21 protein-coding genes and 1 pseudogene are annotated in these 26,376 nt (G+C 61.0%); 11 read left to right on the top strand and 11 right to left on the bottom strand.

Annotated features, from left to right (window positions below; translation table 11 throughout):
- Nucleotides 1-13 precede the first annotated feature (13 nt).
- Together CAF65_RS00620 and CAF65_RS00615 are read left to right on the top strand one after the other, a co-directional pair.
- Nucleotides 14-1,075 (top strand): calcium/sodium antiporter, encoded by a 1,062-nt coding sequence (locus CAF65_RS00620; protein ID WP_085714536.1) that lies wholly within the window; start codon nt 14-16, stop codon nt 1,073-1,075.
- A 41-nt stretch (nt 1,076-1,116) separates the two neighbouring features.
- Nucleotides 1,117-1,452, top strand: a complete 336-nt coding sequence (locus CAF65_RS00615) for a carboxymuconolactone decarboxylase family protein (RefSeq protein ID WP_322615803.1) — start codon at nt 1,117-1,119, stop codon at nt 1,450-1,452.
- 53 nt (nt 1,453-1,505) lie between these two features.
- On the opposite strand, the gene CAF65_RS00610 is transcribed toward CAF65_RS00615, so the two are convergent.
- From CAF65_RS00610 to CAF65_RS00565, 9 genes are all read right to left on the bottom strand, one after another.
- Nucleotides 1,506-2,447: an AEC family transporter gene (locus CAF65_RS00610; protein ID WP_085714534.1), complete on the bottom strand. Its 942-nt coding sequence runs from the start codon at nt 2,445-2,447 to the stop codon at nt 1,506-1,508.
- Nucleotides 2,448-2,634: 187 nt separating this feature from the next.
- A complete protein-coding gene (garD, locus tag CAF65_RS00605) occupies nt 2,635-4,188 on the bottom strand; it encodes a galactarate dehydratase (protein ID WP_085714533.1) in 1,554 nt (517 codons plus the stop codon).
- Between the two features lie 11 nt (nt 4,189-4,199).
- Nucleotides 4,200-5,567, bottom strand: coding sequence for an MFS transporter (locus CAF65_RS00600; RefSeq protein WP_085714532.1), 1,368 nt, complete (start codon nt 5,565-5,567; stop codon nt 4,200-4,202).
- A 199-nt stretch (nt 5,568-5,766) separates the two neighbouring features.
- Nucleotides 5,767-7,206 carry an aldehyde dehydrogenase family protein gene (locus tag CAF65_RS00595; RefSeq protein WP_085714531.1) on the bottom strand — a complete coding sequence of 480 codons (1,440 nt, stop codon included), beginning with the start codon at nt 7,204-7,206 and terminating at the stop codon, nt 5,767-5,769.
- A 59-nt stretch (nt 7,207-7,265) separates the two neighbouring features.
- Nucleotides 7,266-8,177, bottom strand: a complete 912-nt coding sequence (kdgD, locus tag CAF65_RS00590) for a 5-dehydro-4-deoxyglucarate dehydratase (protein WP_008018738.1) — start codon at nt 8,175-8,177, stop codon at nt 7,266-7,268.
- Nucleotides 8,178-8,613: 436 nt separating this feature from the next.
- Nucleotides 8,614-9,363 carry a FadR/GntR family transcriptional regulator gene (locus CAF65_RS00580; RefSeq protein ID WP_008018739.1) on the bottom strand — a complete coding sequence of 250 codons (750 nt, stop codon included), beginning with the start codon at nt 9,361-9,363 and terminating at the stop codon, nt 8,614-8,616.
- Nucleotides 9,364-9,459: 96 nt separating this feature from the next.
- Nucleotides 9,460-11,187 carry an ABC transporter ATP-binding protein/permease gene (locus CAF65_RS00575; protein ID WP_085714529.1) on the bottom strand — a complete coding sequence of 576 codons (1,728 nt, stop codon included), beginning with the start codon at nt 11,185-11,187 and terminating at the stop codon, nt 9,460-9,462.
- A gap of 97 nt (nt 11,188-11,284) precedes the next feature.
- Entirely contained in the window at nt 11,285-11,845 is a 561-nt protein-coding gene (locus CAF65_RS00570; RefSeq protein WP_008000948.1) for a response regulator transcription factor, read from the bottom strand.
- The gene (locus CAF65_RS00565) at nt 11,838-13,100 is read right to left on the bottom strand and encodes an ATP-binding protein (RefSeq protein WP_085714528.1); all 1,263 of its coding nucleotides are present in this window, start codon (nt 13,098-13,100) and stop codon (nt 11,838-11,840) included. The genes CAF65_RS00570 and CAF65_RS00565 overlap by 8 nt, the downstream gene beginning before the upstream one ends.
- A gap of 319 nt (nt 13,101-13,419) precedes the next feature.
- On the opposite strand from CAF65_RS00565, the gene CAF65_RS00560 reads away from it, so the two are divergent.
- The 9 genes and pseudogenes from CAF65_RS00560 to CAF65_RS00520 all read left to right on the top strand — a co-directional run bounded on the left by CAF65_RS00560 (nt 13,420) and on the right by CAF65_RS00520 (nt 23,745).
- On the top strand, nt 13,420-14,136 hold the full coding sequence (locus CAF65_RS00560; protein WP_085714527.1) for an SIMPL domain-containing protein: 717 nt from the start codon (nt 13,420-13,422) through the stop codon (nt 14,134-14,136).
- 184 nt (nt 14,137-14,320) lie between these two features.
- Nucleotides 14,321-14,839, top strand: a complete 519-nt coding sequence (locus tag CAF65_RS00555; protein ID WP_085714526.1) for an RNA polymerase sigma factor — start codon at nt 14,321-14,323, stop codon at nt 14,837-14,839.
- 122 nt (nt 14,840-14,961) lie between these two features.
- Nucleotides 14,962-15,927 carry a FecR domain-containing protein gene (locus tag CAF65_RS00550; RefSeq protein ID WP_085714525.1) on the top strand — a complete coding sequence of 322 codons (966 nt, stop codon included), beginning with the start codon at nt 14,962-14,964 and terminating at the stop codon, nt 15,925-15,927.
- A gap of 122 nt (nt 15,928-16,049) precedes the next feature.
- A complete protein-coding gene (locus CAF65_RS00545) occupies nt 16,050-18,617 on the top strand; it encodes a TonB-dependent receptor (RefSeq protein ID WP_085714524.1) in 2,568 nt (855 codons plus the stop codon).
- Between the two features lie 112 nt (nt 18,618-18,729).
- Nucleotides 18,730-19,338, top strand: a complete 609-nt coding sequence (locus CAF65_RS00540) for a biliverdin-producing heme oxygenase (RefSeq protein WP_085714523.1) — start codon at nt 18,730-18,732, stop codon at nt 19,336-19,338.
- Between the two features lie 159 nt (nt 19,339-19,497).
- Complete coding sequence (locus CAF65_RS00530; RefSeq protein WP_085714521.1) at nt 19,498-19,887, top strand: YbaN family protein; 390 nt, start codon at nt 19,498-19,500, stop codon at nt 19,885-19,887.
- 200 nt (nt 19,888-20,087) lie between these two features.
- Nucleotides 20,088-21,368, top strand: a pseudogene (locus tag CAF65_RS28980) (HAMP domain-containing protein); the annotation flags it as partial.
- A gap of 102 nt (nt 21,369-21,470) precedes the next feature.
- Nucleotides 21,471-22,226: a methyl-accepting chemotaxis protein gene (locus tag CAF65_RS28975; RefSeq protein WP_371918992.1), complete on the top strand. Its 756-nt coding sequence runs from the start codon at nt 21,471-21,473 to the stop codon at nt 22,224-22,226.
- A gap of 172 nt (nt 22,227-22,398) precedes the next feature.
- On the top strand, nt 22,399-23,745 hold the full coding sequence (locus tag CAF65_RS00520; protein ID WP_085714519.1) for a CoA transferase: 1,347 nt from the start codon (nt 22,399-22,401) through the stop codon (nt 23,743-23,745).
- Between the two features lie 129 nt (nt 23,746-23,874).
- Here the strand turns inward: CAF65_RS00520 and CAF65_RS00515 are convergent, their stop codons facing one another.
- Both CAF65_RS00515 and arcD read right to left on the bottom strand, forming a co-directional pair.
- The gene (locus CAF65_RS00515; RefSeq protein WP_085714518.1) at nt 23,875-24,750 is read right to left on the bottom strand and encodes a DNA-3-methyladenine glycosylase; all 876 of its coding nucleotides are present in this window, start codon (nt 24,748-24,750) and stop codon (nt 23,875-23,877) included.
- Entirely contained in the window at nt 24,747-26,174 is a 1,428-nt protein-coding gene (gene arcD, locus CAF65_RS00510; RefSeq protein ID WP_085715215.1) for an arginine-ornithine antiporter, read from the bottom strand. The genes CAF65_RS00515 and arcD overlap by 4 nt, the downstream gene beginning before the upstream one ends.
- Nucleotides 26,175-26,376 lie beyond the last annotated feature (202 nt).

Raw genomic sequence — 26,376 nt, 5'->3', positions numbered from 1 at the left:
ACCCCTGATCAGCGTGATCGAATTGCTCAGCGGATTGTTCCTGCTGATCGTCGGCGCCGAATTGATGGTGCGCGCCGCCGTACGCATTGCCGCGCGGTTGCACATCCGTCCGCTGATCATCGGCCTGACCATCGTCGCCCTAGGCAGCAGCGCACCGCAAATGGCGATCAGCCTGCAAGCGACCCTGGCGCATAACGCCGACATTGCCGTCGGCAGCGTGATCGGCAGCAGCATTTTCAACATCCTCGTCACCCTCGGCTTGTCCGCACTGATCATTCCGTTGCGGGTTTCCCGGCAACTTGTACGCCTGGATATTCCGCTGATGATCGGCGCCAGCCTGTTGGTGTTCATACTCGCCTGGAATGAAGAACTGACCCGTGTCGATGGCGTGATGTTGCTGACGGCACTGGCGATTTACCTGGGCTTGTTGCTGCGCCAGTCACAGCATTCGGCGCGCCCGATATCGAGCCATGAGCACAACGGCCAGGCGCCATGGCTGAGCAGCCTGCTGATGATTGTCGCCGGGTTGGCGATGCTGGTGTACGCCGGGCATTTGCTGTTGGGGGCTGCCGTTGCGGTTGCTACCGATCTTGGGCTGTCGGAGCGGATCATCGGCCTGACCATCGTCGCTGTCAGCACATCACTGCCTGAGCTCGCCACTTCGTTGATCGCCGCGATGCGCGGTGAGCGTGATATTGCCGTGGGCAACGTGATTGGCAGCAACCTGTTCAACCTGCTGGGCGTGCTCGGCTTTACCGCTCTGGTGGCGCCCTCGCCGCTGTCGGTGTCGCCCAACGCCCTGGATTTCGACCTGCCGGTGATGCTCGGCGTCGCGGCGCTGTGCCTGCCGGTGTTCTACTCCGGCTACCGGGTGACCCGCGCCGAAGGCCTGCTGTTCCTGGGTTTGTACCTGGCATATGGGCTGCACGTGGTGTCGTTCACCACCGGCATGCCACTGGCCGGCAAGCTGGAACACTTGATGCTGTTTTTCGTCCTGCCGGTGCTGGTGGCGTTTTTGCTGTTCACGTCGCTGCGCGCCTGGCGTCGCCAACACCATAAGAGGGAAGTCCCGTGACCGAGAATAAAAAACCCGGCGTTGAAGTCCGCCGCCAAGTGATGGGCGACGCCTTCGTCGACCGCGCACTGGGCAACGCCACCGAGTTCACCCAGCCGCTGCAGGATTTCGTCAACGAACACGCCTGGGGCGGAGTATGGAATCGCGACGGCCTGCCGCTGAAAACCCGCAGCCTGATCACCCTCGCCGCGTTGACCGCTCTGAAGTGCCCGCAGGAGTTGAAAGGTCACGTGCGCGGTGCGCTGAACAACGGCTGCACCGTGGAAGAGATTCGCGAAGCGCTGCTGCATTGCGCGGTGTATGCCGGTGTGCCGGCGGCGATCGATGCGTTTCGCGCGGCGCAGGAAGTGATCGACACCTACCAGAAGCCGGAGTAACAACCCGGCATTTGCAGTGACAATCAGATAGCCATCGCGGGCAAATCCTGGAACTAGATCCACCCACCCCACTGCAAAAAGAAAATCCCGACGTTGGTGGTGACCGCCGCCATCAACGTGGTGATCACGATGATCGCCGCCGCCAGTTCATGGTTACCATCCGCCGCCCGGGCCATGACGAAACTGGCAGCGGCAGTCGGGCTGCCGAAGTACAGAAACAGAATCCCCAGTTCCGCACCACGAAAGCCCCACAGCCATGCGCCCAGCGTCGCCAGCACCGGCAGGCCGATCATCTTCACCAGGCTTGAACTCAGCGCCATGTTGCCGCTTTTGCGCAGCGCAGCCAGCGACAGCGTGCCGCCGATGCAAATCAACGCCAGCGGCAACGTGGTTTGCGCCAGATACCGGCCGGAGGTCTCGAGCCATCCCGGCAAGCCGATCTTGAAAAAGGCGAACGGCGCAGCCGCAATCACGCTGATGATCAGCGGATTGCTGAACACGCTTTTGCAGATGCTCCACGGATCGGACTTGATCACCGGGCTGTACACCGCCAGGACGATGGTCGACAGCGTGTTGTAGAACAGAATCACCAGCGCCGCGAGGATCGCCCCGAGGGAAATCCCGTAGTCGCCATACATACTTGCCGCCAGCGCCAGGCCGATGACCCCGTTGTTACCGCGAAAGGCCCCCTGGGTGTAGATCCCCCGATCTTCCCGCGGGCACTTCCAGATCGCCCAGCCCCAGGCGATGGCAAAACACACCAGCGTTGCCAGGGAGAAGTAGATCAACAGCGCCGGCTGCAATGCCGCGTGCAGGTCGGCATGCAGGATGCCCAGAAACAGCAGCGCCGGCATGGTGACGTTGAACACCAATGCCGACGCAGTGTGGATGAAGTTGTCGTTGATCCAGTCGATGCGTTTGAGCAGCGCACCCAGAAACAGCATGGCGAACACCGGGGCGGTGATGTTCAGGGTTTCGAGGAAAATTGCCAGCATGCAGGGAGGACCTTGGGGGTGTGCGTCGTTAGGTGGCTAATGATAAGCCACTGGACACCTCGGCGCCTGCTAGATCGCCTTCGCGAGCAGGCTCGCTCCCACATTTGAGCTGCTGTGAACACATAAATTGGTGCCCACTTACATCTCTGTGGGAGCGAGCCTGCTCGCGAAGAACGATGACGCGGTCTCAGGTAATAGGCGCCGGGTTGAACAGGGTAATGTCGTTATGCAGCTTGTGCTTCTCCGCCCACGTCTGCTGCTTGCCGCTGGCCACGTCCAGGTAGTAGTGGAACAGCTCCCAGCCGAGCTCCTCGATGGATGCGCGCCCAGTGGCAATGCGCCCGGCGTCGATGTCGATCAGGTCCGGCCAGCGTTGCGCCAGTTCGGTCCGGGTCGATACCTTCACCACCGGCGCCATGGCCAGCCCGTAAGGCGTGCCGCGACCGGTGGTGAATACATGCAGGTTCATCCCCGCCGCCAACTGCAACGTCCCGCAGACAAAGTCGCTGGCCGGGGTCGCACAGAAGATCAGGCCTTTGCGCTTGAAACGCTCGCCTGGGCCAAGCACGCCATTGATCGCACTGCTGCCGGATTTGACGATCGAGCCCAAGGATTTCTCGACAATGTTCGACAGCCCGCCCTTCTTGTTGCCCGGCGTGGTGTTGGCACTGCGATCAGCTTCGCCCTTGGCCAGGTAACGGTCGTACCAGTCCATTTCCCGTACCAGTTCCTGGGCGACGTCCTGGTTTTCCGCGCGGGAGGTCAGCAGATAAATGGCATCGCGCACTTCGGTGACTTCGGAAAACATCACCGTCGCACCGGCCCGCAGCAGCAGGTCCGAGGCATAGCCGAGTGCCGGGTTGGCGGTGATGCCGGAGAACGCATCACTACCGCCGCACTGCATGCCGAGGATCAGCTCGGACGCCGGCACGGTTTCCCGGCGGCGTTGATCAAGCTTCTTCAGACGGACTTCGGCCAGCTCCATGATCTGCTCGATCATCTCGGTGAAACCGTGGCTGGAATCCTGCAAACGGTACAACCACGGCTCGCTGAGATCCACCGAGCTGTCGTTGTCGTGCATCACCTGCCCGGCCTGCAATTTCTCGCAGCCCAGGCTGATCACAAGAGCCTCGCCGCCCAGGTTCGGGTTGCGCGCCAGGTTGCGCACGGTGCGGATCGGGATGTAGGCATCGGTGGCGGTGATCGCCACACCACAGCCGTAACTATGGGTGAGCGCCACTACGTCATCGACGTTGGGGTACTTGGGCAGCAACTCATCCTTGATGCGCTTGACCGCATGGTCCAGCACGCCGGTCACGCACTGCACAGTCGTGGTAATGCCCAGGATGTTGCGCGTGCCGACGGTGCCATCGGCGTTGCGATAACCCTCGAAGGTGAAGCCTTCCAGCGGTGCTTGCGCGGCCGGCACGTCGGTGGACAGCGGCAGGCTGTCCAGCGGCGGCGCGGTCGGCATGCGCAGTTGATCTTCCTTGACCCAGCTGCCGCGGGGAATCAGCTGTAAGGCGTAGCCAATGGTCTGGCCATAACGAATCACCCGGCCACCTTCGGGAATGTCTTCCAGGGTGACCTTGTGGCTCTGTGGTACGAAGTCCACGGTGACCAGGCCATCCGCAAACTCGGTACCGGCCGGTACACCTTGATCATTGACCACGATCACTACGTTGTCCCGCTCGTGCAGGCGGATGTAGCGCGGCGAGTCGGAATGTTCAATCAACTGCATGACGCCGCTCCTCAGGAATGCGCTTGAGACAATTTGCCAGGGGCTTGAGAACCGTTCGCTGGTGGCTCTTTGAGCACCACACGCTTGATCGGACCCACGATGACCAGATAACTGAACACCGCGACCAGAGCGTTGCAACCGACAAACACCAGCGCCCACTTGAACGAACCGGTGGAGCTGATGATGTAGCCGATGACGATCGGCGTGGTGATGGAAGCCAGGTTGCCGAAGGTATTGAACAGGCCACCGCTCAGGCCTGCGATCTGCTTCGGCGAGGTGTCGGACACCACCGCCCAGCCCAACGCACCAACGCCTTTGCCGAAGAATGCCAGGGCCATGAAGCCTACGACCATCCATTCAACGTCGACGTAGTTGCACGCCACGATGCTGCTCGAAACCAGCAGGCCGGCGATGATCGGCGCCTTGCGGGCGAAGGTCAGCGAATGGCCCTTGCGCAGCAGGTAATCGGAGATCACCCCGCCGAGCACACCACCGATGAAACCGCAGATCGCCGGCAAGGACGCAATGAAGCCGGCCTTGAGAATGGTCATGCCGCGCTCTTGTACCAGGTACACCGGGAACCAGGTCAGGAAGAAGTATGTGATGCCGTTGATGCAATACTGGCCCAGGTACACGCCGAGCATCATGCGGTTGGTCAGCAGTTGGCGGATGTAGTCCCACTTCGGGCCGTCGACCTTCTTGCCTTTGCCCTTGTCCTGGTCCATGTCGACCATACCGCCGTTGTCGGCGATGTGTTTGAACTCGGCGTCATTGATCATTGGATGCTGGCGCGGGCTGTGGATAACCTTCAGCCAGATCCCGGAGAAGATGATGCCAATCACGCCCATGACGATGAACACGTGTTGCCAGCCGAAGCTGTAGACGATCCAGCCCATCAGCGGTGCGAACAGCACGGTGGCGAAGTACTGCGCCGAGTTGAAGATTGCCGAGGCGGTGCCGCGTTCAGCGGTCGGGAACCAGGCCGCCACGATGCGCGCATTACCGGGGAAGGACGGCGCTTCGGCCAGGCCCACCAGGAAACGCAACATGAACAGCGCAACCACCGCCGTGGACATGCCGAACTCGCCGACATACCCCTGCAGGACGGTGAACAGCGACCAGGTGAAGATGCTCAACGCGTAGATTTTTTTCGAACCGAAACGGTCCAGCAGCCAGCCACCGGGAATTTGCCCGGCCACGTAGGCCCAACCGAATGCGGAGAAGATGTAGCCGAGGGTAACGGCATCAATGCCCAGGTCTTTCTGCAGGCTGGAGCCGGCGATTGCGATGGTAGCGCGGTCGGCGTAGTTGATCGTGGTCACCAGAAACAGCATGAGCAGGATCAGATAGCGGACGTGAGTCGGCTTGGTCGATTGCATGTAGATGTACTCCCACTGATTATTTTTATGCGCGGGTGAATCTTTTTAGTTGTCCATCCTGTAGGAGCGAGCATGCTTGCGATGGTCGTCAACGATGACGCGGGCATTCTGGTAGCCCGTGGTGCTCTCGAGTGCATCGCGAGCATGCTCGCTCCTACAGAGGGGTGCGGTATCGATGTCGATACCGCAGGGTGTTGCGTTACGAACCGATGTAGCTGGTCTTCACGACCGTGTAGAACTCTTGCGCATAGCGACCTTGCTCACGTGATCCATAGGATGAACCTTTACGCCCACCGAACGGAACGTGGTAATCCACACCGGCGGTCGGCAGGTTGACCATCACCATCCCGGCCTGGGAGTGGCGCTTGAAGTGGTTGGCGTATTTCAACGAGGTGGTGGCAATGCCCGCCGACAGGCCGAATTCGGTGTCATTGGCCATGGCCAGCGCGGCGTCGTAGTCGGCCACGCGCACCACGTTGGCCACAGGGCCGAAGATCTCTTCACGGCTGATGCGCATCGCGGCTTCACTGTCGGCAAACAGGGTCGGCGCGAGGAAGTAACCTTCGGTATCGCAGGTCACCAGACCACCGCCGCTGACCAGGCGTGCACCTTCGGACTGGCCGATGTCGATGTACTTCATGTCCTGTTCAAGTTGAGCTTGCGAGACCACCGGACCGATGTCGGTGCCAGCTTTCAAGGCGTGGCCGACCTTGATCGACTTCATGCGCTCGGCCATGGCTTCGACGAATTTGTCGTGGATGCCAGCGGTGACGATGAAGCGGCTCGATGCGGTGCAACGCTGGCCAGTGGAATAGAACGCGCTCTGCACCGACAACTCGACCGCTTGCTTGAGGTCGGCGTCGTCGAGAATGATCTGCGGGTTCTTGCCACCCATTTCCAGCTGAACCTTGGCCTGACGCGATACACAGTTGACCGCGATCTGACGACCCACGCCCACGGAGCCTGTGAAGCTGATGCCATCGACTTTCGGGCTGTTGACCAGTGCATCGCCTACCACGCGACCGCTGCCCATCACCAGGTTGAACACACCGGCCGGGAAACCGGCGCGTGAAATGATTTCGGTCAGAGCCCAGGCGCAACCCGGTACCAGGTCGGCAGGTTTGAGCACGACGCAGTTGCCATAGGCCAGGGCCGGAGCGATTTTCCACGCAGGAATGGCAATCGGGAAATTCCACGGGGTGATCAGACCGACCACGCCCAAGGCTTCGCGAGTGACTTCAACGTTGACGCCCGGGCGCACCGACGGCAGATAGTCGCCAGACAGACGCAGGCACTCGCCGGCGAAAAACTTGAAGATGTTGCCGGCGCGAGTCACTTCACCGATGGCTTCAGCCAGGGTCTTGCCCTCTTCCCTGGCCAGCAGGGTGCCGAGCTCTTCGCGACGGGCGAGGATCTCGGTACCGACTTTATCCAGCGAATCGTGACGGGCCTGAATGCCCGAAACCGACCACGCCGGGAATGCGGCACGGGCCGCGTCGATGGCGGCGTGGACCTGCGCCAGGTCAGCCTTGGCGTAATCGCCGATGGCGTCGCTCAGTTCGGACGGGTTGATGTTGACCGAGTAATCGGCAGCGGCGACCCATTCACCGTTGATGTAGTTGTCGTAGCGTTTTGTCACGAGTCGTTCTCCTCACGCAAAAAGCCGCTGATCGCTCAGCGGCTCCGGTTTGATCGTTGTTATTGCGCACCCTGCTTGTCGATCAGCGCGGCGAGCATTTCGTACTCTTCGCCGGTCAGATCGGTCAGCGGCGCACGCACGGGACCTGCGTCGTAGCCGGCAATTTTTGCCCCGGCCTTGACTATGCTCACTGCATAACCGGCCTTGCGGTTACGGATGTCCAGGTACGGCAGGAAGAAGTCGTCGATGATTTTGCCAACGGTGGCGTGATCTTCACGAGCGATGGCATGGTAGAAGTCCATCGCGGTTTTCGGGATGAAGTTGAACACCGCCGAGGAGTAGACCGGTACGCCCAGGGCCTTGTAGGCCGCGGCGTAGACTTCGGCGGTCGGCAAGCCACCCAGGTAGCTGAAGCGATCACCGAGGCGGCGACGGATCGACACCATCAACTCGATATCACCCAGGCCATCCTTGTAACCGATCAGGTTCGGGCAGCGCTCGGCCAGACGCTCCAGCAGCGGCGCGTTCAGGCGGCAAACGTTACGGTTGTAGACCACCACACCGATGTTGACCGATTTGCACACGGCCTCAACGTGGGCGGCAACGCCATCCTGGCTGGCTTCAGTCAGGTAGTGCGGCAGCAGCAGCAGGCCTTTTGCGCCCAGGCGCTCGGCTTCCTGTGCGTATTCGATAGCCTGGCGGGTCGAGCCGCCCACGCCGGCCAGGATTGGCACGCTGGATGCGCAGGTGTCGACGGCAGTCTTGATGATTTCCGAATATTCGCTGGCCGCCAGAGAGAAGAACTCACCGGTGCCGCCCGCGGCGAACAGCGCCGAGGCGCCGTATGGGGCCAGCCATTCGAGACGCTTGATGTAGCCCGCGCGGTTGAAGTCGCCCTGAGCGTTGAAATCGGTGACCGGGAAAGACAGCAGACCGGCAGAGAGGATGGACTTCAGTTCTTGTGGATTCATTATTCGAACACCCTGGATAACGACATTGTGTGAGAAAACCGTTCAGCCTGCGCTGAAGTTGTAGGTCATCGTACAACTTAAAATACAACCGTCAACTGCATTTCATCGCCGGGGGGTGAAAATTGTTCGACAAAAATAGGTAGAGCCCTTGCTTTAGAGAGCTTAAACGCAGAGAACAGGGGGAATCACACCTCGATAAACGGTGTTCAGGAGATACGTTGTCGGAAGATAACCGGGGTGGCCCCCGTTTTCAGGGCAAGAAGAAGGTTTGTGGTATGGCGGGCGCCTCCTTCGCGAGCAGGCTCGCTCCCACACTGGATCGGGAGCAAATCCAGGGTCCGGGAATATCCACTATCAACTGTGAGAGCGAGCCTGCTCCGGGCGGCGTTCCGACGAAGGCGGAAGATCAGACGACGAATTGCGTGAAGCAGAAAGCCTAACCTCGCTGCGCCTCAGCCTCTTCATGGGCATGACGCAACCGCTCGCGGCTATTGGTCAGGTGCAGGCGCATCGCTGCACGGGCCGCATCGGAATCCTGACGGGCAATGGCGTCGTAGATTTCCTCATGCTCACGGCTCAGGCGACTCATGTAGTGCTGCTGATCGTCATGAGCCAGCCGTGCGGAATTCAGCCGTGTGCGCGGAATGATGCTGGTGCCCAGGTGGGTCATGATGTCGGTGAAGTAGCGATTGCCGGTGGACAACGCGATTTCGAGGTGGAAGGCGAAGTCCGACGCCACGGCATCACTGGCATGGGCAGCGCTTTCATTCAACGCATCGAGGGCGGCGCGCATGTTGGCCAGTTGTTCCGGACTGCGACGTTGCGCCGCCAACCCGGCAGACTCCACTTCGAGACTGATGCGCAGTTCCAGGATCGCCAGCACATCGCGCAAGGTCACCACGGTGGCCGGGTCGATACGAAAGCCGCTCGGGCTCGGCGTGTCGAGCACGAAGGTACCGATACCGTGGCGGGTTTCCACCTGGCCGGCCGCCTGCAAACGGGATATCGCTTCGCGTACCACCGTGCGGCTGACACCATGGGCATCCATGATGGCCGACTCGGTGGGCAGCTTGTCGCCACGCTTGAGATGACCATCGCGGATCTGCTCGGACAGCACCGTCACCAGTTCCTGAGCGAGGCTGCGGCGCTTGCGTGGGAGGCGTGGTGCGTCGTTCGGGTTTTCCATGGTGAACATTTGTCTCGAAAAGTTCGGCTGTTGTAACGCGCATCATAGCGCAACGTGGTTGTACGATCACCTCGCTCCTACAGGGTGTTGTGGTGTTCAGGCGGTCACGGTCTGATCCACCAGATGGCCATTCTCGATACGAATGTGTCGCGGATGGAAGCGCTTCAGACTGCTGCGATGGCCGACGCTGACAATGCTCAGCCCCGGCAACTCATCGATCAGCGCCTGATACAGCGTGGCCTCGTCTTCTTCGTCCATCGCCGAGGTCGCTTCGTCCATATACAGCCATTGCGGTGCATAAAGCAGCGCACGGGCAAAGGCCAGGCGCTGCTGCTCACCCGGCGACAACATGCGCTGCCAGTGGTTGGCTTCGTCGAGACGGGCAATCAGGTGCGGCAGGCGACAGGTTTCCAGCACCTGCACGTAGCGCTCCTTCGGATAGGTATCGCCGGGCTGTGGATAACTGAGGACATCACGCAGGGTGCCAATCGGCAAATACGGTTTTTGCGGCAGGAACAGGTAGCGCGCCGACGGCAGGCGAATACTGCCGTGGCCGGTCGGCCACAGATGCCCCATCGCCCGCAGCAGGGTCGACTTGCCGCTGCCGGAACGACCGCTGAGCATCACGCGGTCGCCCTCCTTCACGGTCATGTCGGCATTGGTCAGCAGGTGACGACCATCAGCCAGGTCGAGGCCGAGGTTGTGCACCTTCAGAGCTGCACCCGAATTCTGTACGTCGATGGTCGGCGCACGCCCTTCGTTGTCACTCATGGCCTGGTGGAAGCTCAGCAGACGATCGCAGGTAGCGCGCCAGGAAGCGAGGCTCTGGTACGCACTGATGAACCAGCTGAAGCTTTCCTGCACATTGCCGAATGCCGAGCTGATCTGCATCAGTTCGCCGAGTTCGATCTTGCCGGAGAGATAACGCGGAGCCGCCACCATGAAGGGAAAGATGATGGCGGCCTGACTGTAACCGGCGGTGAAGAAGGTCAGGCGCTTGGACACTTTCATGATGTCCCAGAAGTTATGCCAGACCATCCCGAAGCGGCCGCTCAACCGACGATTTTCGTTCGGCTCGCCGTTGTACAACGCAATGCTTTCGGCATTCTCGCGAATCCGCACCATGGAGAAACGCAGGTCGGCTTCGAAGCGTTGTTGTTGGTTGTTCAGGCCGATCAGGCGACGACCGATCAAATGTGTCAGCCAACTGCCCACCACGGCGTAAACCAGTACGCACCAGAACATGTAGCCGGGAATGGTGATGCCAAATACTTCAATGCTACCCGACACCCCCCACAGAATGATCGAGAACGACACCAGGCTGACGATATTGCGCAGCAACCCGATACCCAGCTCAAGGGTGTTCGAGGTGAAGTTGTTGAGGTCTTCGGAAATCCGCTGGTCCGGGTTATCGGTGTAACCGCCCTGCTCCAGCTGGTAGTAGTTCTTGTCACCCAGCCAGCGGGTGAAATGCTTTTCGGTGAGCCATGCCCGCCAGCGGATCGTCAGCATCTGCGTCAGGTAGAGCCGATACACCGCGCCGACGATCGCCACCGCCGCAATCGCGCAGAAATACAGGATCAGTTGCCAGAACGCTGCCTCGTCCTTCTTTTGCAGGGCGTTGTAGAAGTCCTTGTACCAGGTGTTGAACCACACCGAGATCCCCACGCTGATCAGCGACAGCGCAATCACCGCGATCAGGAGTGTCCAGGCCTTGACCTTCTCTTCACTGCGCCAGTAAGGCGTGATCATCGCCCACACTTTGCGAAAAAACCGCCCGCGCACGGCATCGTTGACCGCGGAATACTCAGCGTTCTGATTCATGGAAAAGGCTCGATAGAGAAAAGAACACGCACGAACCGATCATAGAGGATCGGTTCGGTTTGTTGCGAGATACGGCCCGCATTCGTTCAGCACCGGTTCAGCGGCGAACGGGACGCTTCTGCAGTTTGCGCTGCAGGGTGCGGCGGTGCATGCCCAGGGCGCGGGCCGTGGCGGAGATGTTGCCTTCGTGCTCGGTCAGCACGCGCTGGATGTGTTCCCACTGCAGGCGGTCCACGGACATCGGGTTTTCCGGCACCAGGCTGTCGAGGTCGGCGTGTTCGGACAGCAGCGCCGCCAGCACGTCGTCGGCATCCGCCGGTTTGCACAGGTAGTTGCAGGCACCGCGCTTGATCGCCTCGACGGCAGTGGCAATGCTCGAGTAACCGGTGAGGATCACCACGCGCATTTCCGGGTCCATTTCCAGCAACTTGGGCAGCAGCACCAGGCCCGAATCGCCGTCCATCTTCAGGTCCAGAGCGGCGTAATCCGGCAGATCGGCCTTGGCCAGTTCCAGGCCTTCTTCGGCGGAACTGGCAGTGCTGACGCGAAAACCGCGGCGAGCCATGGCGCGGGCCATGACGCGGGTGAATGTGGCGTCGTCATCGACCAGCAACAAATGCGGCAGTTCTTCGCCTTCGACTTGGATCTCGTCACTCATGTTCGTCTCCTCGGGCGACACGGGGCAGGCGCAGCTCGGTGAGCGTGCCGCCTTCCTCATGACTGTAGAGTTTCACTGAGCCGCCGGCGCGTGTCACGCTGGCCTTGCTCAAAAACAGGCCCAGGCCGAAGCCTTTGCCCTTGGTGGTAAAAAACGGTTTGCCGATTTGCTCGGCGATGGCCAGCGGCACACCGGCACCATGGTCACGAATGCTGATGGTGAAGTTTTCCAAATCCCAGTCCAGCGTCACTTGCAGCCCTTCCGGGCAGGCATCGGCCGCATTGTTCAACAGATTCAGCAAAGCCTGGGTCAAGTCCGGCGGCGGCGCCATGCGCGGCACTGCGCCCTGGCCTAGGCGCTGGAAGCGATAACTGGCTTCCGGACGCATCAGGTGCCAGCGATTGAGCGCTTCATCAAGCCAATCGGTGACGTCCTGCATCTCCACCGCCAAACGACGATTGGCCTCCGCGGCGCGCACCAGGTGCTGCAAGGTTTCCTTGCACAGTTTGACCTGATCCTGCAATACGCTCAGGTCGTCCTGCAACATCGGGTCATGGTGGTCCTGACGCATTTCCTTGAGCAGCACACTCATGGTCGCCAGCGGCGTGCCCAATTCATGGGCCGCACCGGCGGCCTGGGTGGCGACGGCCAGCAGTTGCTGGTCGCGCAGGCCTTCTTCGCGACGAATGGCGCGCAGTTCTTCCTGACGACGCAGCTCTTCGGCCATGCGCGCAGCAAAGAAAGTGATCACTGCGGCGGCGAGGGCGAAGCTCAACCACATCCCGTATACCTGCAGGTTTTCCCGAGCGATCGGGAAGGTTTGCAGCGGGTAGAACTGTGCCAGCAACAGCGTGTACATCGTCAGCGCGATACCCGACAGGATCACCGAATAACGCCATGGCAACGTCACTGCGGCAATGGTCAGCGGCACCAGGTAGTAAGAAACGAAGGGGTTGGTCGAACCACCGGAGAAATACAGCAATGCGCTGTGGATAAACAGGTCGCAGGCCAGTTGCACGGCATATTCAAGCTCGGTCACCGGCCATGAGGTGCGCAGGCGAATCGCCGTGAACACGCATAACAGCATCGAACAACCGAGGGTCGCCGCCAGTTGAAACCAGGGCAGCGGCAGCAATTCGAGCCAGTAGGCCAGGCCCACGGAACCGGCTTGGGCGGCCAGCACCAACGTGCGGATGAACGTCAGCCGCCAGAGGTTCTGGCGAGTGGCGGAAGTGATTTGAACGGGGGCGAGCATGAGCTCTCCTGATGAGCGCTCCAGGCGGATCGCTGGGAGTATAACCAAGCGCGGGGGCCGACAGGCAAAACTGCGGCAAACGGCCACATGGCTGCTGGTTCTGCAGCGACTGTAACGCCACCTTCGCGAGCAGGCTCGCTCCCACCTTTGGAATGCGCTCTCCTGTGGGAGCGAGCCTGCTCGCGATTGGCCGCGAAGCGGCCACTTGGGTTCCATCTGTATAGAAGTTGTAACTGTGCGAACCAGAGCATAAAAGCTAGAGTCTGATGGTTTCACGCAGGCCCGGACCGAACCCCTGCGCAACTTTCAAGGAGTCTTCATGCACACATTCCGCCGCAGCGCCGCCCTCCTCGCCCTGAGCGTTGGCACCGTCGCCAGCCTTCCGGCCGTGGCCGCCGACGAGCTTCATTACAACCAGATTTCCCTGCGCGCCGAAGTCAGTCAGGAAGTGGCCCGCGACCTGATGATCGTGACCCTCTACACCGAAGAACAGAACAGCGACCCGGCCAAACTCGCCGCCGACGTCAGCACCACCATGAACAAGGCGCTGGCCCAGGCCAGGCAAGTCAAGGACATCACCCTGCGCCAGGGCAGTCGCAACAGCTACCCGATCTACGACACCAAGGGCCAGAAAATCACCGGCTGGCGCGAGCGCGCCGAATTGCGTCTGGAAAGCTCGGACTTCGCCGCGCTGTCGAAGCTGACCGGTGAACTGCTCACCGACCTGAAAATGGGCGGCATGGACTTCGCCATTGCCACCCCGACCCGCAAGGCCAGCGAAGACGCCCTGCTCAAGGACGCCGTAGCCGCCTTCAAGGCCCGCGCTCAATTGGCCACCGATGCCCTCGGCGGCAAGAGCTACAAGATCGTCAACCTGAACCTCAACAGCAACGGTTATCCACAGCCTTACCTGCGCGCGCCGATGATGATGAAAGCCGCCGCCATGGACGCCGCACCGGTGACGCCGGATGTCGAAGCCGGCACCAGCCAGGTCAGCATGACCGCCGATGGTTCGATTGAAGTGCTGATGCCTTGAATCGATAGCCCGTAATCAAAAGAACGGCGATCGCAAGCTCGCTGATGGAGCAGGCGCCCCCCCATCGAATACCCGATTACGCGAGCTATTTGCAGGGTCGTGCCTGAACCTTGATAAATCAGTACTTGACCATTGGAGCGGATGATAAGCATTATCATTCACTCGAAATGGATCAGGTCCTCCCGTGAGTCAGTCACGCTTCAACCACGTTTTCCTCACCCAGCGCACTTCCCTGCTGCGCACACTGGAGCGGATGGTCAACAATCACAGCACCGCCGAAGACCTCTTGCAGGAAACCTACCTGCGGGTGACCCGCGCATTGAGCGAACGGGCCATCGATCATCTTGAGCCCTTTGTCTTCCAGACGGCGCGCAACCTGGCGCTGGACCATTTGCGCGCGCGGCGCATCCATTCACGCACCATGGTCGACGACGTGCCGCCGGAGGTGGTGCACAGCGTCGCCGCCCCCACCAGCAGCGCCGAAGACGCCGCCCATGCCGAACAATTGCTGGAGCGCCTGAACGTGAGCCTCAGTGAACTCAGCGCCCGCCAACAGCGGATTTTCATCCACAGCCGCCTGCACGGGCACAGCTACCAGGAAATCGCCGACGAGCTGAACGTGTCCCTCAGTACCGTGCAGAAAGAGCTCAAATTGATCATGTCGATCTGCATCGGTGTTGCCGATCGTTTGAACACCGATTAAGCATCGGGATCTCTCCCATACACCGGACCGACTGCGCTGATCATCGGGCTTTGCTACCCTTGCCCCACTTTTTTACGCTTCACAAAAAAACAGCCGTGCACAGACACTGCCGAGGAAACACCGTGACGGACAACCACCGCTCCCCTGAGCCTTCGCCGGCGCAGGATCCCGCAAGCGCGATGGACCAGGCCCTGGACTGGCTGATCGTGCTCGGCAGTCCCGACGAGGAGCAGACCCGCCAATTCCATGCATGGCTTGACGCCGATCCGTTGAATGCCCAGGCGTTCGCCAGAGCCCAGGCGATCTGGGACAGTCCGCAAGTGGTGCAATGCGCGCAAAGCCTGGCCGCGCGGCCCGCGAAAGTCACCGTTCTCGCCCGCCTGCGTCCGCACTGGAAACCGCTGGCCACCGCTGCCGTGCTGCTGCTCGGCCTGTTCAATTTCAGCAACTTGCCGATGCGCCTGCAAGCCGATCACCTGACCGTGGTCGGGGAGCGCCAGCGCCTGCAACTGGAGGATGGCTCCAAGGTTCTGCTCAACACCAATTCGGCGTTCTCAAGCACCATCAACGACCAGCGACGTGTTGCCCGCCTGTATCAGGGCGAAGCGTTTTTCGAAGTACAGGCCAGTCGCGGGCAGCCACTGGAAATCGACGCCGGCCCGGTCACGGCCAGCGTTCGCAATACCGCGTTTGCCGTGCGTTACCTCGACGGAGTGGCGCAAGTGCGGGTGCAACGCGGGGATGTCGACCTGCGGGCCACCCGTGACGATGCGCGGGTACGTTTGTCCGCCGGGGAAAGCATTCGCATCGGCCCCAACGGTTTCGACCGCCCGGCCAGGCTGGATGCCGCCACCGACCTGGCGTGGGTCCAGGGGCGACTGGTGTTTGAAAACTGCCCGTTGAACCAGGTTCTGGCAGAACTTCGTCGCTACTACCCGGGCTGGATCATCAACAACAACGAACAACTGGCCGATGTCGCCGTGACCGGCAACTATCGCCTCGATCAGCCCCTGGACGTGGTTCGCTCCCTGGCCCACATCACCTCGGCCCGGCTCCAGGAATTCCCGGCGCTGGTCATATTGAACTGAATGAGAATTATTTTTACTCGATAGCTTGGTCCAGTACGTCTCGTTATAGCCAATGCAATTGATTCGCATCTCACCATGCCGATCAGCATCTATAAAGATTCGTGCGACACGGAGCGCTATCGATGTCCTCTCGCCTTACCCGCCCAGCCTCTTCACCCTCCCGCGTGCTGTCGCTGCTGACCGCTGCCATCCTGATGGCCGGTGCTGCACCGCTCATGGCCGCCACCGCCACCGAGCAGCCGGCTCGCAAAATGGGCGATTACCCGTTCGCCATTCCCCAGCAACCTCTGGTGTCGGCACTCAATGCCTTTACCGCCGTGACGGGCTGGCAGGTCGGCGTGTCGTCGGAGCTGGCGCAAGGTGTGGCCTCGCCGGGCGTGCGTGGTTCACTGTCGCCGGAGAAAGCCCTGGATCGCCTGTTGGTGGGGACCAACCTGAGCTATAGCAAACTGGGCAACAACAGCATCGCCCTGGAAAAGCGCAGCACTGGCAGCACGCTCAACCTGCAACAGGTGACCATCAGCGCCACCCGCCAGGAACAATCGGTAGACAGCGTGCCCAGCACCGTCACCGTTCACACTCGCGAAGAACTCGACCGCAACAACGTCAATACCATCAAGGAACTGGTGCGGTACGAGCCGGGTGTTTCGGTGGGCGGCACAGGCCAACGCGCCGGCATCACGGGCTACAACATTCGCGGCATCGATGGCGACCGCGTGCTGACCCAGGTCGATGGCGTGCAGGTGCCTGACGGTTTCTTCAACGGCCCGTATGCCCAGACCAACCGCAACTATGTCGACCCGGAAATCGTCAAGCGTGTGGAAATCCTCCGGGGCCCGGCGTCGGTGCTGTATGGCAGTAACGCCATTGGCGGTGCGGTCAGCTACTACACGCTGGACCCGGACGACATCATCAAACCGGGCAAGGATGTCGGCGCACGCCTGAAAACCGGCTACAGCTCGGCCGACAACAGCTGGTTGACCTCCGGCACCGTCGCCGGCCGTACCGGCGAGTTCGATGGCCTGTTGCACCTCAGTCAGCGCAACGGCCATGAAACAGAGTCCTTTGGAGAAACCGGCGGCACTGGCCTGAACCGTACCGAGGCCAACCCCGAGGATGCGCGCACCACCAACGTGCTGGCCAAACTGGGCTGGGATTACGCTGACGACGCGCGTTTGGGCCTGACCTACGAGCATTACAAGGCCGACCGCGATACCAACCAATTGAGCGCCGTGGGCGGCCCGTTCAATGCCGGACGCGGTATGGGCTTCTATAAGTCCCGTACCGGTAACGACACGATCACCCGCGAACGCTTTGGCCTGGAACACAGCTTCGGTCTGGACAGCGCACTGGCCGACAACATCAAGTGGTCGTTGAACTACCAGATCGCCAAGACCGACCAGAGCACCGAGGAAATCTACGCGCCGCCGTCACGGACCGTGCTGCGTAACCGCGATACCACCTACAAGGATCGCCAATGGGTATTCGATGCCCAGGCTGACAAGTCGTTTGCCATCGCCGACACCGACCACCTCGTCACCTATGGCACCACCATCAAGCAGGACAAAGTCACCGGTCTGCGTACCGGCACTGGCACTTGCCTGACCGTGGCCGGCGCCTGCCGGGTCATCGGAGCCCCTAGCGCCACCGAAACGCTGACACCCGCCAGTGACTTCCCGGACCCGACCATCAACAGCTACAGCCTGTTCGCCCAGGATCAGATCAGCTGGGGCAACTGGACTTTCCTGCCCGGTGCACGCTACGACTACACCCAGCTCAAGCCGCATATCACCGAAGAGTTCCTGGCCACCGCCGACCAGAGCCGCAACGGCGAAGTGAGCGACAAAACCAAAACCTGGCATCGCCTGTCGCCGAAATTCGGTACCACTTACAGCTTCGACGACCACTACACCTGGTACGGCCAATACGCCGAAGGCTTCCGCACCCCGACCGCCAAGGCGTTGTATGGTCGTTTCGAAAACATCGCCGGCGGCTATCGGGTCGCGCCTAATCCGAACCTCGAACCGGAAAAGAGCAAAAGCTACGAGACGGGTTTGCGCGGCAACTTCGAGCAGGGCTCGTTTGATGTGGCGGTGTTCTACAACAAGTACCGCGACTTCATTGACGAGAACGCCATCACTCCGGGCTACACCGAGACCACTTTCCAGAGCAACAACATCAAACACGCCACCATCAAGGGTGTCGAGGTCAAGGGACACCTGAACCTCGACGCCTTCGGCGCGCCGCAAGGCCTCTACACCCGGGGCTCGGTGGCCTATGCCTACGGCCGCAACGACGACAACGGCGAGCCGCTCAACAGCGTCAACCCGCTGACCGGTGTGTTCGGACTCGGTTATGACCAGGACACCTACGGCGGTCTGCTCAGTTGGACCCTGGTGAAGAAGCAGGACCGCGTCGACAGCACCAGCTTCAAATCCCCGGACGGCACCAGCACCCAGTTCAAGACCCCGGGCTTCGGTATTCTGGACCTGAGCGCGTTCTACAAGGTGACCGACGACGTGACCGTCAGTGGCGGCGTCTACAACCTGACCGACAAGAAATACTGGCTATGGGATGACGTGCGCGGCTTTGACAGCGTCGGCGAAGCCGCGGTGACCCAACCGGCCAACCTCGACCGCCTGACCCAGCCGGGTCGCAACTTTGCGGTCAACCTGATCTGGGATATCTGATCCGGCATCCCGTCGGGCGGTTGATTGAAACCGTCCGGCGAGGATTTTTTACTGTCAGGCGCCTGCCTGTTCGTCTCGTTACCAAGCGCCTCTTTTCCCCCAAGGAATTGCCATGACTACCCACAACACCGAGCAACGCCCCAGCTTGCGTTCCCAGCGCTTGAACCAGATCACCAACGAGCCGCACACCCGGCTCGATGCCCTGGTCAAGGCCCACTCCCCGTTTGAAGCCCAGGCCAGTTTCGCCCGCTTCGTGGTTGCGCAGTACCTGTTCCAGTCGGAACTGGTGTCGCTGTACAACGATGCCGAACTGACCGCCATCGTCCCGGACCTGCCGGCCCGCTGCCGTGCCGAGGCGGCCAGGGCTGACCTGGCGGACCTGGACACCGACGTGCCGGCGCCTGTTGCCGGTGCCCTGAAGAACCCGACCAGAGCCGAAGCCCTGGGCTGGATCTTCGTCTCCGAAGGCTCGAAACTCGGCGCAGCCTTCCTGCTCAAGCGTGCAGTGGGCCTTGGCCTTAGCGAAACCTTCGGCGCCCGCCACCTCGGCGAACCGGCCGGCGGCCGCGCTGAAGGCTGGAAAAGCTTCGTCAAGACCCTGGACGGCCTGGAATTCAGCGCCCGGGAAGAAGCCGAAGCGGAAAAAGGCGCCATCGAGGCGTTCAACCGTTTTACGGTGTTGCTGGAGCAGGCTTACGCCAGCACTCCGGAAGTCGCCTGATACATTACATTCCCCTGTGGGAGCGAGCCTGCTCGCGATGACGGTATTCCAGACAGCATGATTGTCGACTGATACTCCGCTATCGCGAGCAGGCTCGCCCCCACAGGGACGATGCAAATCCGTAAGATTTCGATCAGCCTCACATGTTGCCTTGAGCCCATGCCTACCTCCTCCAGACTCTCGCGCCTCCTCTTCGGCCTGCTGGCCTATGTCAGCCTGGGTATCGGCCTGATCGCCATTGTCATTCCCGGACTGCCCACCACCGAATTCATCCTGCTGGCCGCCTGGGCCGCGACCCGCAGTTCGCCGCGCCTGAGTGCCTGGCTGGAAAACCACCGGCTGTTTGGCCCCATCCTCCATAACTGGCGCAACGGCAAGATCATCGCGCGCCGGGCAAAAATCAGCGCCACTGTCAGCATGCTGGTATGTGCTGGCCTGATGCTGGTGATGCTCGATCACGGCTGGCCGGTCTACCTGGCGATTGCCGGAATGGGGCTGGGCAATCTGTGGATCTGGTCACGACCGGAATCACTGCCAGAACCCTCCTGAACAATTCCGCGATTTTTCCTCGTTTTGAGACGCTTTTCGGCACATTTTTCTGCGCAAACGTTCAACCACTACCGTTCGTCGGGTAGCCCCTTATGTAACCTCAACGCCACGCCGATGTGCATTGATCGGCGCTAAACGGACTTAGCGAGTGAGCCGCAACGGCCCACAGCCAACACTTCATCCATTCGCGAGTTCGCCCTATGTTCGACTCACTGTCCATCCGCCTGAAAATTGTCCTGCTGTCCGGTCTGTGCCTGCTGGGTGTAGTCGCATTGATAGTGGGCATGAACATTTACCAGACCAATCAGAACGATGACCTGGTCAATGACTCCAGCAGCAGAATGCTCACCGCCAGTGTGCAGGACCTGCTCCAGGCCAAAGCCGCCGAGCAAGCGGTGCGGGTGCAGAAGACATTCGGTGAAACCCTGACGGTGGTCACGGCCCTGGCGGACCAGATCCAGGACATGCGCAACCTGGCCGCCAAGCGTTCGCTGGAGCCCGGCGCCTTGCGTGAAGAGTTGAACCAGAGCCTGAAAACCGCCTTCGAACGCAACGGCAAAGTGCTGGGCATCTGGCTGGCGTTCGAACCCAACGGCCTGGACGGCAAGGACAACGAGTTCGTCAGTGACGCCGCCCGTCAATCCAACGAGGTCGGGCGTTTCGCCACGTACTGGAGCCGCGCCGGGGGTGAGTCGCTGAACACGATCATGGTCGAAGAGGACATGACCAAGACCACCCTGAACCTCAGCGGCACACCGTACAACGTCTGGTACACCTGCCCGCGGGACAGCAAGCGCACCTGCCTGCTCGACCCGTACGCCGATACTGTCGGCGGCAAGGACGTGTTGATGACTACCATTTCCGTACCGTTGCTGGTGGATGGCAAGTCCATCGGTGTGGTCGGTGTCGACATCGCCCTCGACGCCCTGCAAGCGGCGGCGGTCGATTCCCAGCGCGAACTGTTCAACAACGCCGGGCACATGCTGATCGTCTCCGGCACCGGCGTGATGGCTGCCTACAGCGTCGATGCGACGAAAGTCGGCAAACGCATCGGCGACACCCTGGGTGCGGATGGCAAGGACATTCTGCAATTGCTCGGTAGCGGCGCACCGAAGCTTCTCCAGCAAGGCGACCTGATCCGTGCGGTGTACCCGGTCAGCCCGATTGCCGATGCCAAGGCCTGGGCCGTGGTGATCGACCTGCCCAGACAAGTGCTGATGGCCGACTCGGTGAAACTGCAGGCAGTGCTCGACGATGCCCAGCAAAGCGGCACGATCAAGGCCTTGTCGGTGGCGGTGATCGCCGGTGTGCTCGGTCTGCTGCTGATGTGGCTCACCGCATCCGGCGTCACCCGGCCGATCAATAGCGTGGCGAAGATGCTCAAGGCGATTGCCAGCGGCGACGGCGACCTGACTCAGCGCCTGCACTACAGCAAGCAGGACGAACTCGGCGAACTGGTGAGCTGGTTCAACCGCTTCCTCGACAAGCTGCAACCGACCATCGCGCAGATCAAGCAAAGCATCACCGACGCCCGCGGCACAGCCGATCAGTCGTCGGAGATTGCCCGCCAGACCAGCGAAGGCATGCTGGTGCAGTTCCGCGAAATCGACCAGGTCGCCACGGCTTCCAACGAGATGAGCGCCACCGCCCACGATGTTGCCAACAGCGCCTCGAGCGCGGCCAACGCTGCCAAGGGCGCCGACCAGTCGGCCCGCGACGGCATGTCGATCATCGAGCGCAGCACCCGCGATATCAATCAACTGGCCGACGAAGTCAGCAAGGCCGTAACCGAAGTAGAAGCCCTCGCGGTCAACAGCGAACAGATCGGTTCCGTGCTGGAGGTGATTCGCAGCATCGCCGAGCAAACCAACCTGCTGGCCCTCAATGCGGCGATTGAAGCCGCCCGCGCCGGCGAGAGCGGTCGCGGCTTTGCGGTGGTGGCCGATGAAGTGCGCAACCTGGCCAAACGCACCCAGGATTCGGTGGAAGAAATTCGTCTGGTGATCGAACGCATCCAGTCCGGCACCCGCGGCGTGGTCGCCACCATGCATTCAAGCCAGACCCAGGCTCACAGCAATGCCGGGCAGATCCAGCAGGCGGTCCAGGCCTTGAGCAAGATCAGCGACGCGGTCACCGTGATCAGCGACATGAACCTGCAAATCGCCAGCGCCGCCGAGCAGCAAAGCGCCGTGGCCGAAGAGGTCAACCGCAACGTCTCGGCGATCCGCACCGTCACCGAAACCCTGACCGGCCAGGCCACCGAATCGGCGCAGATCAGCGGCCAGCTCAACGCACTGACCAGCCACCAGATGAAGTTGATGGATCAGTTCCGCGTTTAAACTATCGCCACATCCCCCTTGTGGGAGCGAGCCTGCTCGCGAAAAAGCCAGCACATTCAACAGTTATGCTGACTGACAAATCGCTTCGCGAGCAGGCTCGCTCCCACAGGGATTTCATTCGGCCTGCGAGTTTTTTGATCTATGCTCGGCCTCTCGCTCCGGAGGCCCCTCGATGACTGATCTGCTCACGTCCATTCAAGCCGCACTCGGTTTGCCCCATACCCCGATTCCATTCACCTCCAGCGGCGCCCTGCCCTCGGCGTTTGCCGCCACTGATCTGGCCTGCTCCAGCGTGGCCGCCGCCGGCCAGGCCATCAGCGAACTGCTGCACCAACAAACCGGACGCCTGCCCGACCTTGAAGTTGACCGACGCCTGGCATCCTTCTGGTTCGCCACCTCGATTCGCCCGATCGGCTGGAACGCTCCACCACTGTGGGACCCGGTGGCCGGTGACTATGCCACCCGCGATGGCTGGATTCGCCTGCACACCAACGCACCCCATCACCGCGCCGCGGCAGAAAGTGTGCTCGGTGCCTGTGCCGACCGTGCGTCGATGGCCGGCAAAGTGGCGCAATGGGCGAAGAACGAACTGGAACAGGCGGTGGTCGATGCCGGTGGTTGTGCCGCCGAAATGCGTACCTGGGAACAATGGCAGGCCCACCCTCAAGGCCAGGCGGTCAATGCCGAGCCCTTGATTCAATTTGCCAACAACCCAGGCCAGAACCGCAGACCGTGGACAGGTTCAGTGGCTCGACCACTGGCCGGCATCAAGGTGCTGGACTTGACCCGGGTACTGGCAGGCCCCATCGCCAGCCGCTTCATGGCTGGCCTCGGCGCCGATGTCTTGCGCATCGATCCACCGACCTGGAGCGAGCCGGGGGTGGTGCCTGAAGTCACTTTGGGAAAACGTTGCGCGCATCTTGATCTGAACGACAAGTCCGACCGCACCGTATTCGAATGCCTGCTCAAGGACGCCGACATTCTGCTCCATGGCTATCGTGCCGATGCGCTGGAGCGACTTGGCTTCGGCACGAATGAGCGTCACCAACTGAACCCGGACCTGATTGACGTTTGCCTGAACGCCTATGGCTGGAGCGGCCCATGGCAAAACCGCCGAGGCTTCGACAGCCTGGTGCAGATGAGCAGTGGCATTGCCGAAGCGGGCATGCGCTGGAAGCAGACGGACAAGCCGACGCCGTTGCCGGTGCAGGCCCTCGATCACGCCACCGGGTATTTGATGGCGGCCAGTGCAATCAGGCTGCTGACAGGGCGCTTGAGCAGCGGAACGGGTGGCTCGGCCCGGTTGTCGTTGGCGCGTACGGCGAAGTTGTTGATCGAGCATGGACCAGGGACGAATGAAGCGTTACGTGCGGAAGATGAGCAGGATCAGGGGTTGATGGTGGAGCAGACACCGTGGGGGCCGGCGCACCGATTGCACGCGCCTTTAAAGATCGCAGCGACGCCGTTGCAATGGTCGCTTCCGGCAACGGAATTGGGTTCACATCGCGCGCAGTGGTGATGACTTTGGGATAACTATCGCGAGCAGGCTCGCTCCCACATTTGAACGCGGTCACCTGTGGGAGCGAGCCTGCTCCGGGCGGCGATCCGACGATGGCGCCAGTGGAGACAACACTAAACCAGCTCCCGATCAATCAGGGCGACTCAACGAAGTCCACAGCACCTGCGCCGCATACCCTCGATAAGGCCGCCATGCTTCACCCCGCAACAGCAACTGCCTGGCCGTCACCGGCCCCCCCTCAAGCGCCACCAGCGCATTGATCAGCCCCACGTCGCCATTGGGAAACCCGTCCATCTCCCGAAACTGTCGCAGCGCAATGTATTGCGCCGTCCAGTCACCAATCCCGTGTAACTCCAGCAACCGCGCCACGCCTCCCTCGCGACCGGGCTCAAATAGTCGCGGATCATCGAGTAATGCCTGAGCCACACCCGACAACGTCCGACCTCGGCTTTTCGGCATGCCCAACGCAGCCAGATCGGCCCCCGCCAACACGTCAGCCGTGGGGAACACGTGGCTCAAACCCGGCAACGGTCTGCCCAGCGGTGTGCCCAGCGGTGTGCCATATTGCGCCACCAGTTTCCCCGCCAGGCGGATCGCCGCCACTACCGTTATCTGCTGCCCCAGCACCGCGCGGATCGCCAGTTCCAGCCCGTCCCACGCCCCCGGTACACGCAGCCCGGGGCGCTGGGCAATCAACCGGGCCATCAGCGGATCAACCGCTAAATGCCGATGGATCGTGGCGAGGTCCGCGTCGAGATCGAACATCCGCCGCACTCTTTCGACGATTTCGGGCACGGCGTTCGGGTCGGGAAAATCCAGTGTCAGCTCAAGAGCATCAGACGTAGCAGGCCGGATGGAAAAGGTACCGTGCCTACCGTTCAGTTCGATGCCGCGCAAGTAAGCGCCGTCAGCAACCGTTTCCAGTCCCGCAATCGCCCGCGCCGACAGAAAATCCAGCATCGCCGGCCAGTCATAGGGTGGCTGGTACGCCAGCAGCACCTTCACAGACTCAGCACCCCGCTATACAACCCATAAGCCGCCAGCCCGGCGCCCCCAATGACAGCGGTGAAAATGCCTTTCTCGATGACCGTGAACAATGGCATGCCCTGCTCATGGCGTGCCTTGGCAAACAGGATCACGCCCGGCGCATACAGTAGCGCCGACAGCAGCAAATACTTCAGGCCACCGGCGTACAGCAACCACACCGCATAACTCAAAGCGATGACGCCAATGAGTAAATCCTTGCTTCGCTCGGCCGGCGCCTGCTGGTAGGTTTCACCGCGCACGCACAACAACACCGCATAGGCCGCCGACCACAGGTACGGCACCAGAATCATGGAAGACGCCAGGTAAATCAGGCTGGTGTAAGTACCGGCGGAAAACAGCGTAATCAGCAGGAACAGCTGGATCATCGCGTTGGTCAGCCACATCGCATTGACCGGCACACGGTTGGCGTTTTCCTTGCTCAGGAATGCCGGCATGGTCTTGTCTTTCGCCGTGGCGAACAGGATTTCGGCGCACAACAGCGCCCAGGACAACAAGGCACCCAATAACGAGATCGCCAGGCCGACGCTGATCAGCAACGCCCCCCAGGGGCCAACGATGTATTCAAGCACCGCCGCCAACGAGGGGTTCTGCAGTTTCGCCAGCTCCGGCTGGGCCATGATCCCCAGTGACAACACATTCACCAGCACCAGTAGCGCCAACACGCCAATGAACCCGATCACCGTTGCGCGACCTACATCAGAGCGCTTCTGCGCCCGGGCCGAATAGACACTGGCCCCTTCGATCCCGATAAACACGAACACGGTGACCAGCATCATGTGCCGGACCTGGTCCATCACGCTGCCTAACTCCGGGTTGTTGCGCCCCCAGATATCGAGGGTAAAGATGTCCGCCTTGAACGCCACGGCGGCAATCACGATGAACATGATCAGCGGCACAATCTTGGCCACGGTGGTCACTTGATTGATGAACGCGGCCTCCTTGATCCCGCGCAACACCACAAAATGCACGGTCCAGAGCAGCAGCGAAGCGCAGACGATCGCAATTGGTGTGTTGCCCTCGCCAAAGACCGGAACGAAATACCCGAGGGTGCTGAACAGCAGCACGAAGTAACCGACGTTGCCCAGCCACGCACTGATCCAGTAGCCCCAGGCCGAAGAAAATCCCATGTAATCGCCGAAGCCGGCCTTGGCATAGGCGTAGACCCCAGAGTCCAGATCCGGCTTGCGATTGGCCAGCGTCTGGAACACGAACGCCAGGGTCAGCATGCCGACGGCGGTGATTGCCCAACCCAGCAGGATCGCTCCCGCATCGGCCCTGGCCGCCATGTTTTGCGGCAGGGAAAAAATCCCGCCGCCAATCATCGAACCCACCACCAACGCGATCAATGCGCTCAGGCGAAGCTTGTTCGGTGATTGCGACATCATTGCATCTCCATTTCTTTGAGGGCGACACCTGCCGCGAGCTCGTCACATAACGCGCATCAACTAAACTGCTGAAGAGTAATAACGTTTATTGGATAACGCCAACAAACGGCTTTTTTACTTGCACAAAACGGCTATTTTTACGCCGATATAATCATTTGTTTTATACGTTTTTTTAATACGTCAATTCTGTACAAAAAAT

Origin of the sequence: Pseudomonas sp. B28(2017) (genome assembly GCF_002113025.1) — a bacterium.
In the GTDB taxonomy this organism is placed as follows: domain Bacteria; phylum Pseudomonadota; class Gammaproteobacteria; order Pseudomonadales; family Pseudomonadaceae; genus Aquipseudomonas.
This window is presented reverse-complemented; position numbering and strand designations above follow the sequence as displayed.

Coding starts and splice junctions, on each gene's coding strand:
- CAF65_RS00615 (WP_322615803.1), top strand. CDS start 1,117: ATGGGCGACGCCTTCGTCGACCGCGCACTGGGCAACGCCACCGAGTTC.
- CAF65_RS00610 (WP_085714534.1), bottom strand. CDS start 2,447: ATGCTGGCAATTTTCCTCGAAACCCTGAACATCACCGCCCCGGTGTTC.
- garD (WP_085714533.1), bottom strand. CDS start 4,188: ATGCAGTTGATTGAACATTCCGACTCGCCGCGCTACATCCGCCTGCAC.
- CAF65_RS00600 (WP_085714532.1), bottom strand. CDS start 5,567: ATGCAATCGACCAAGCCGACTCACGTCCGCTATCTGATCCTGCTCATG.
- kdgD (WP_008018738.1), bottom strand. CDS start 8,177: ATGAATCCACAAGAACTGAAGTCCATCCTCTCTGCCGGTCTGCTGTCT.
- CAF65_RS00580 (WP_008018739.1), bottom strand. CDS start 9,363: ATGGAAAACCCGAACGACGCACCACGCCTCCCACGCAAGCGCCGCAGC.
- CAF65_RS00575 (WP_085714529.1), bottom strand. CDS start 11,187: ATGAATCAGAACGCTGAGTATTCCGCGGTCAACGATGCCGTGCGCGGG.
- CAF65_RS00570 (WP_008000948.1), bottom strand. CDS start 11,845: ATGAGTGACGAGATCCAAGTCGAAGGCGAAGAACTGCCGCATTTGTTG.
- CAF65_RS00565 (WP_085714528.1), bottom strand. CDS start 13,100: ATGCTCGCCCCCGTTCAAATCACTTCCGCCACTCGCCAGAACCTCTGG.
- CAF65_RS00560 (WP_085714527.1), top strand. CDS start 13,420: ATGCACACATTCCGCCGCAGCGCCGCCCTCCTCGCCCTGAGCGTTGGC.
- CAF65_RS00545 (WP_085714524.1), top strand. CDS start 16,050: ATGTCCTCTCGCCTTACCCGCCCAGCCTCTTCACCCTCCCGCGTGCTG.
- CAF65_RS00540 (WP_085714523.1), top strand. CDS start 18,730: ATGACTACCCACAACACCGAGCAACGCCCCAGCTTGCGTTCCCAGCGC.
- CAF65_RS00530 (WP_085714521.1), top strand. CDS start 19,498: ATGCCTACCTCCTCCAGACTCTCGCGCCTCCTCTTCGGCCTGCTGGCC.
- CAF65_RS28975 (WP_371918992.1), top strand. CDS start 21,471: ATGCTGGTGCAGTTCCGCGAAATCGACCAGGTCGCCACGGCTTCCAAC.
- CAF65_RS00520 (WP_085714519.1), top strand. CDS start 22,399: ATGACTGATCTGCTCACGTCCATTCAAGCCGCACTCGGTTTGCCCCAT.
- arcD (WP_085715215.1), bottom strand. CDS start 26,174: ATGTCGCAATCACCGAACAAGCTTCGCCTGAGCGCATTGATCGCGTTG.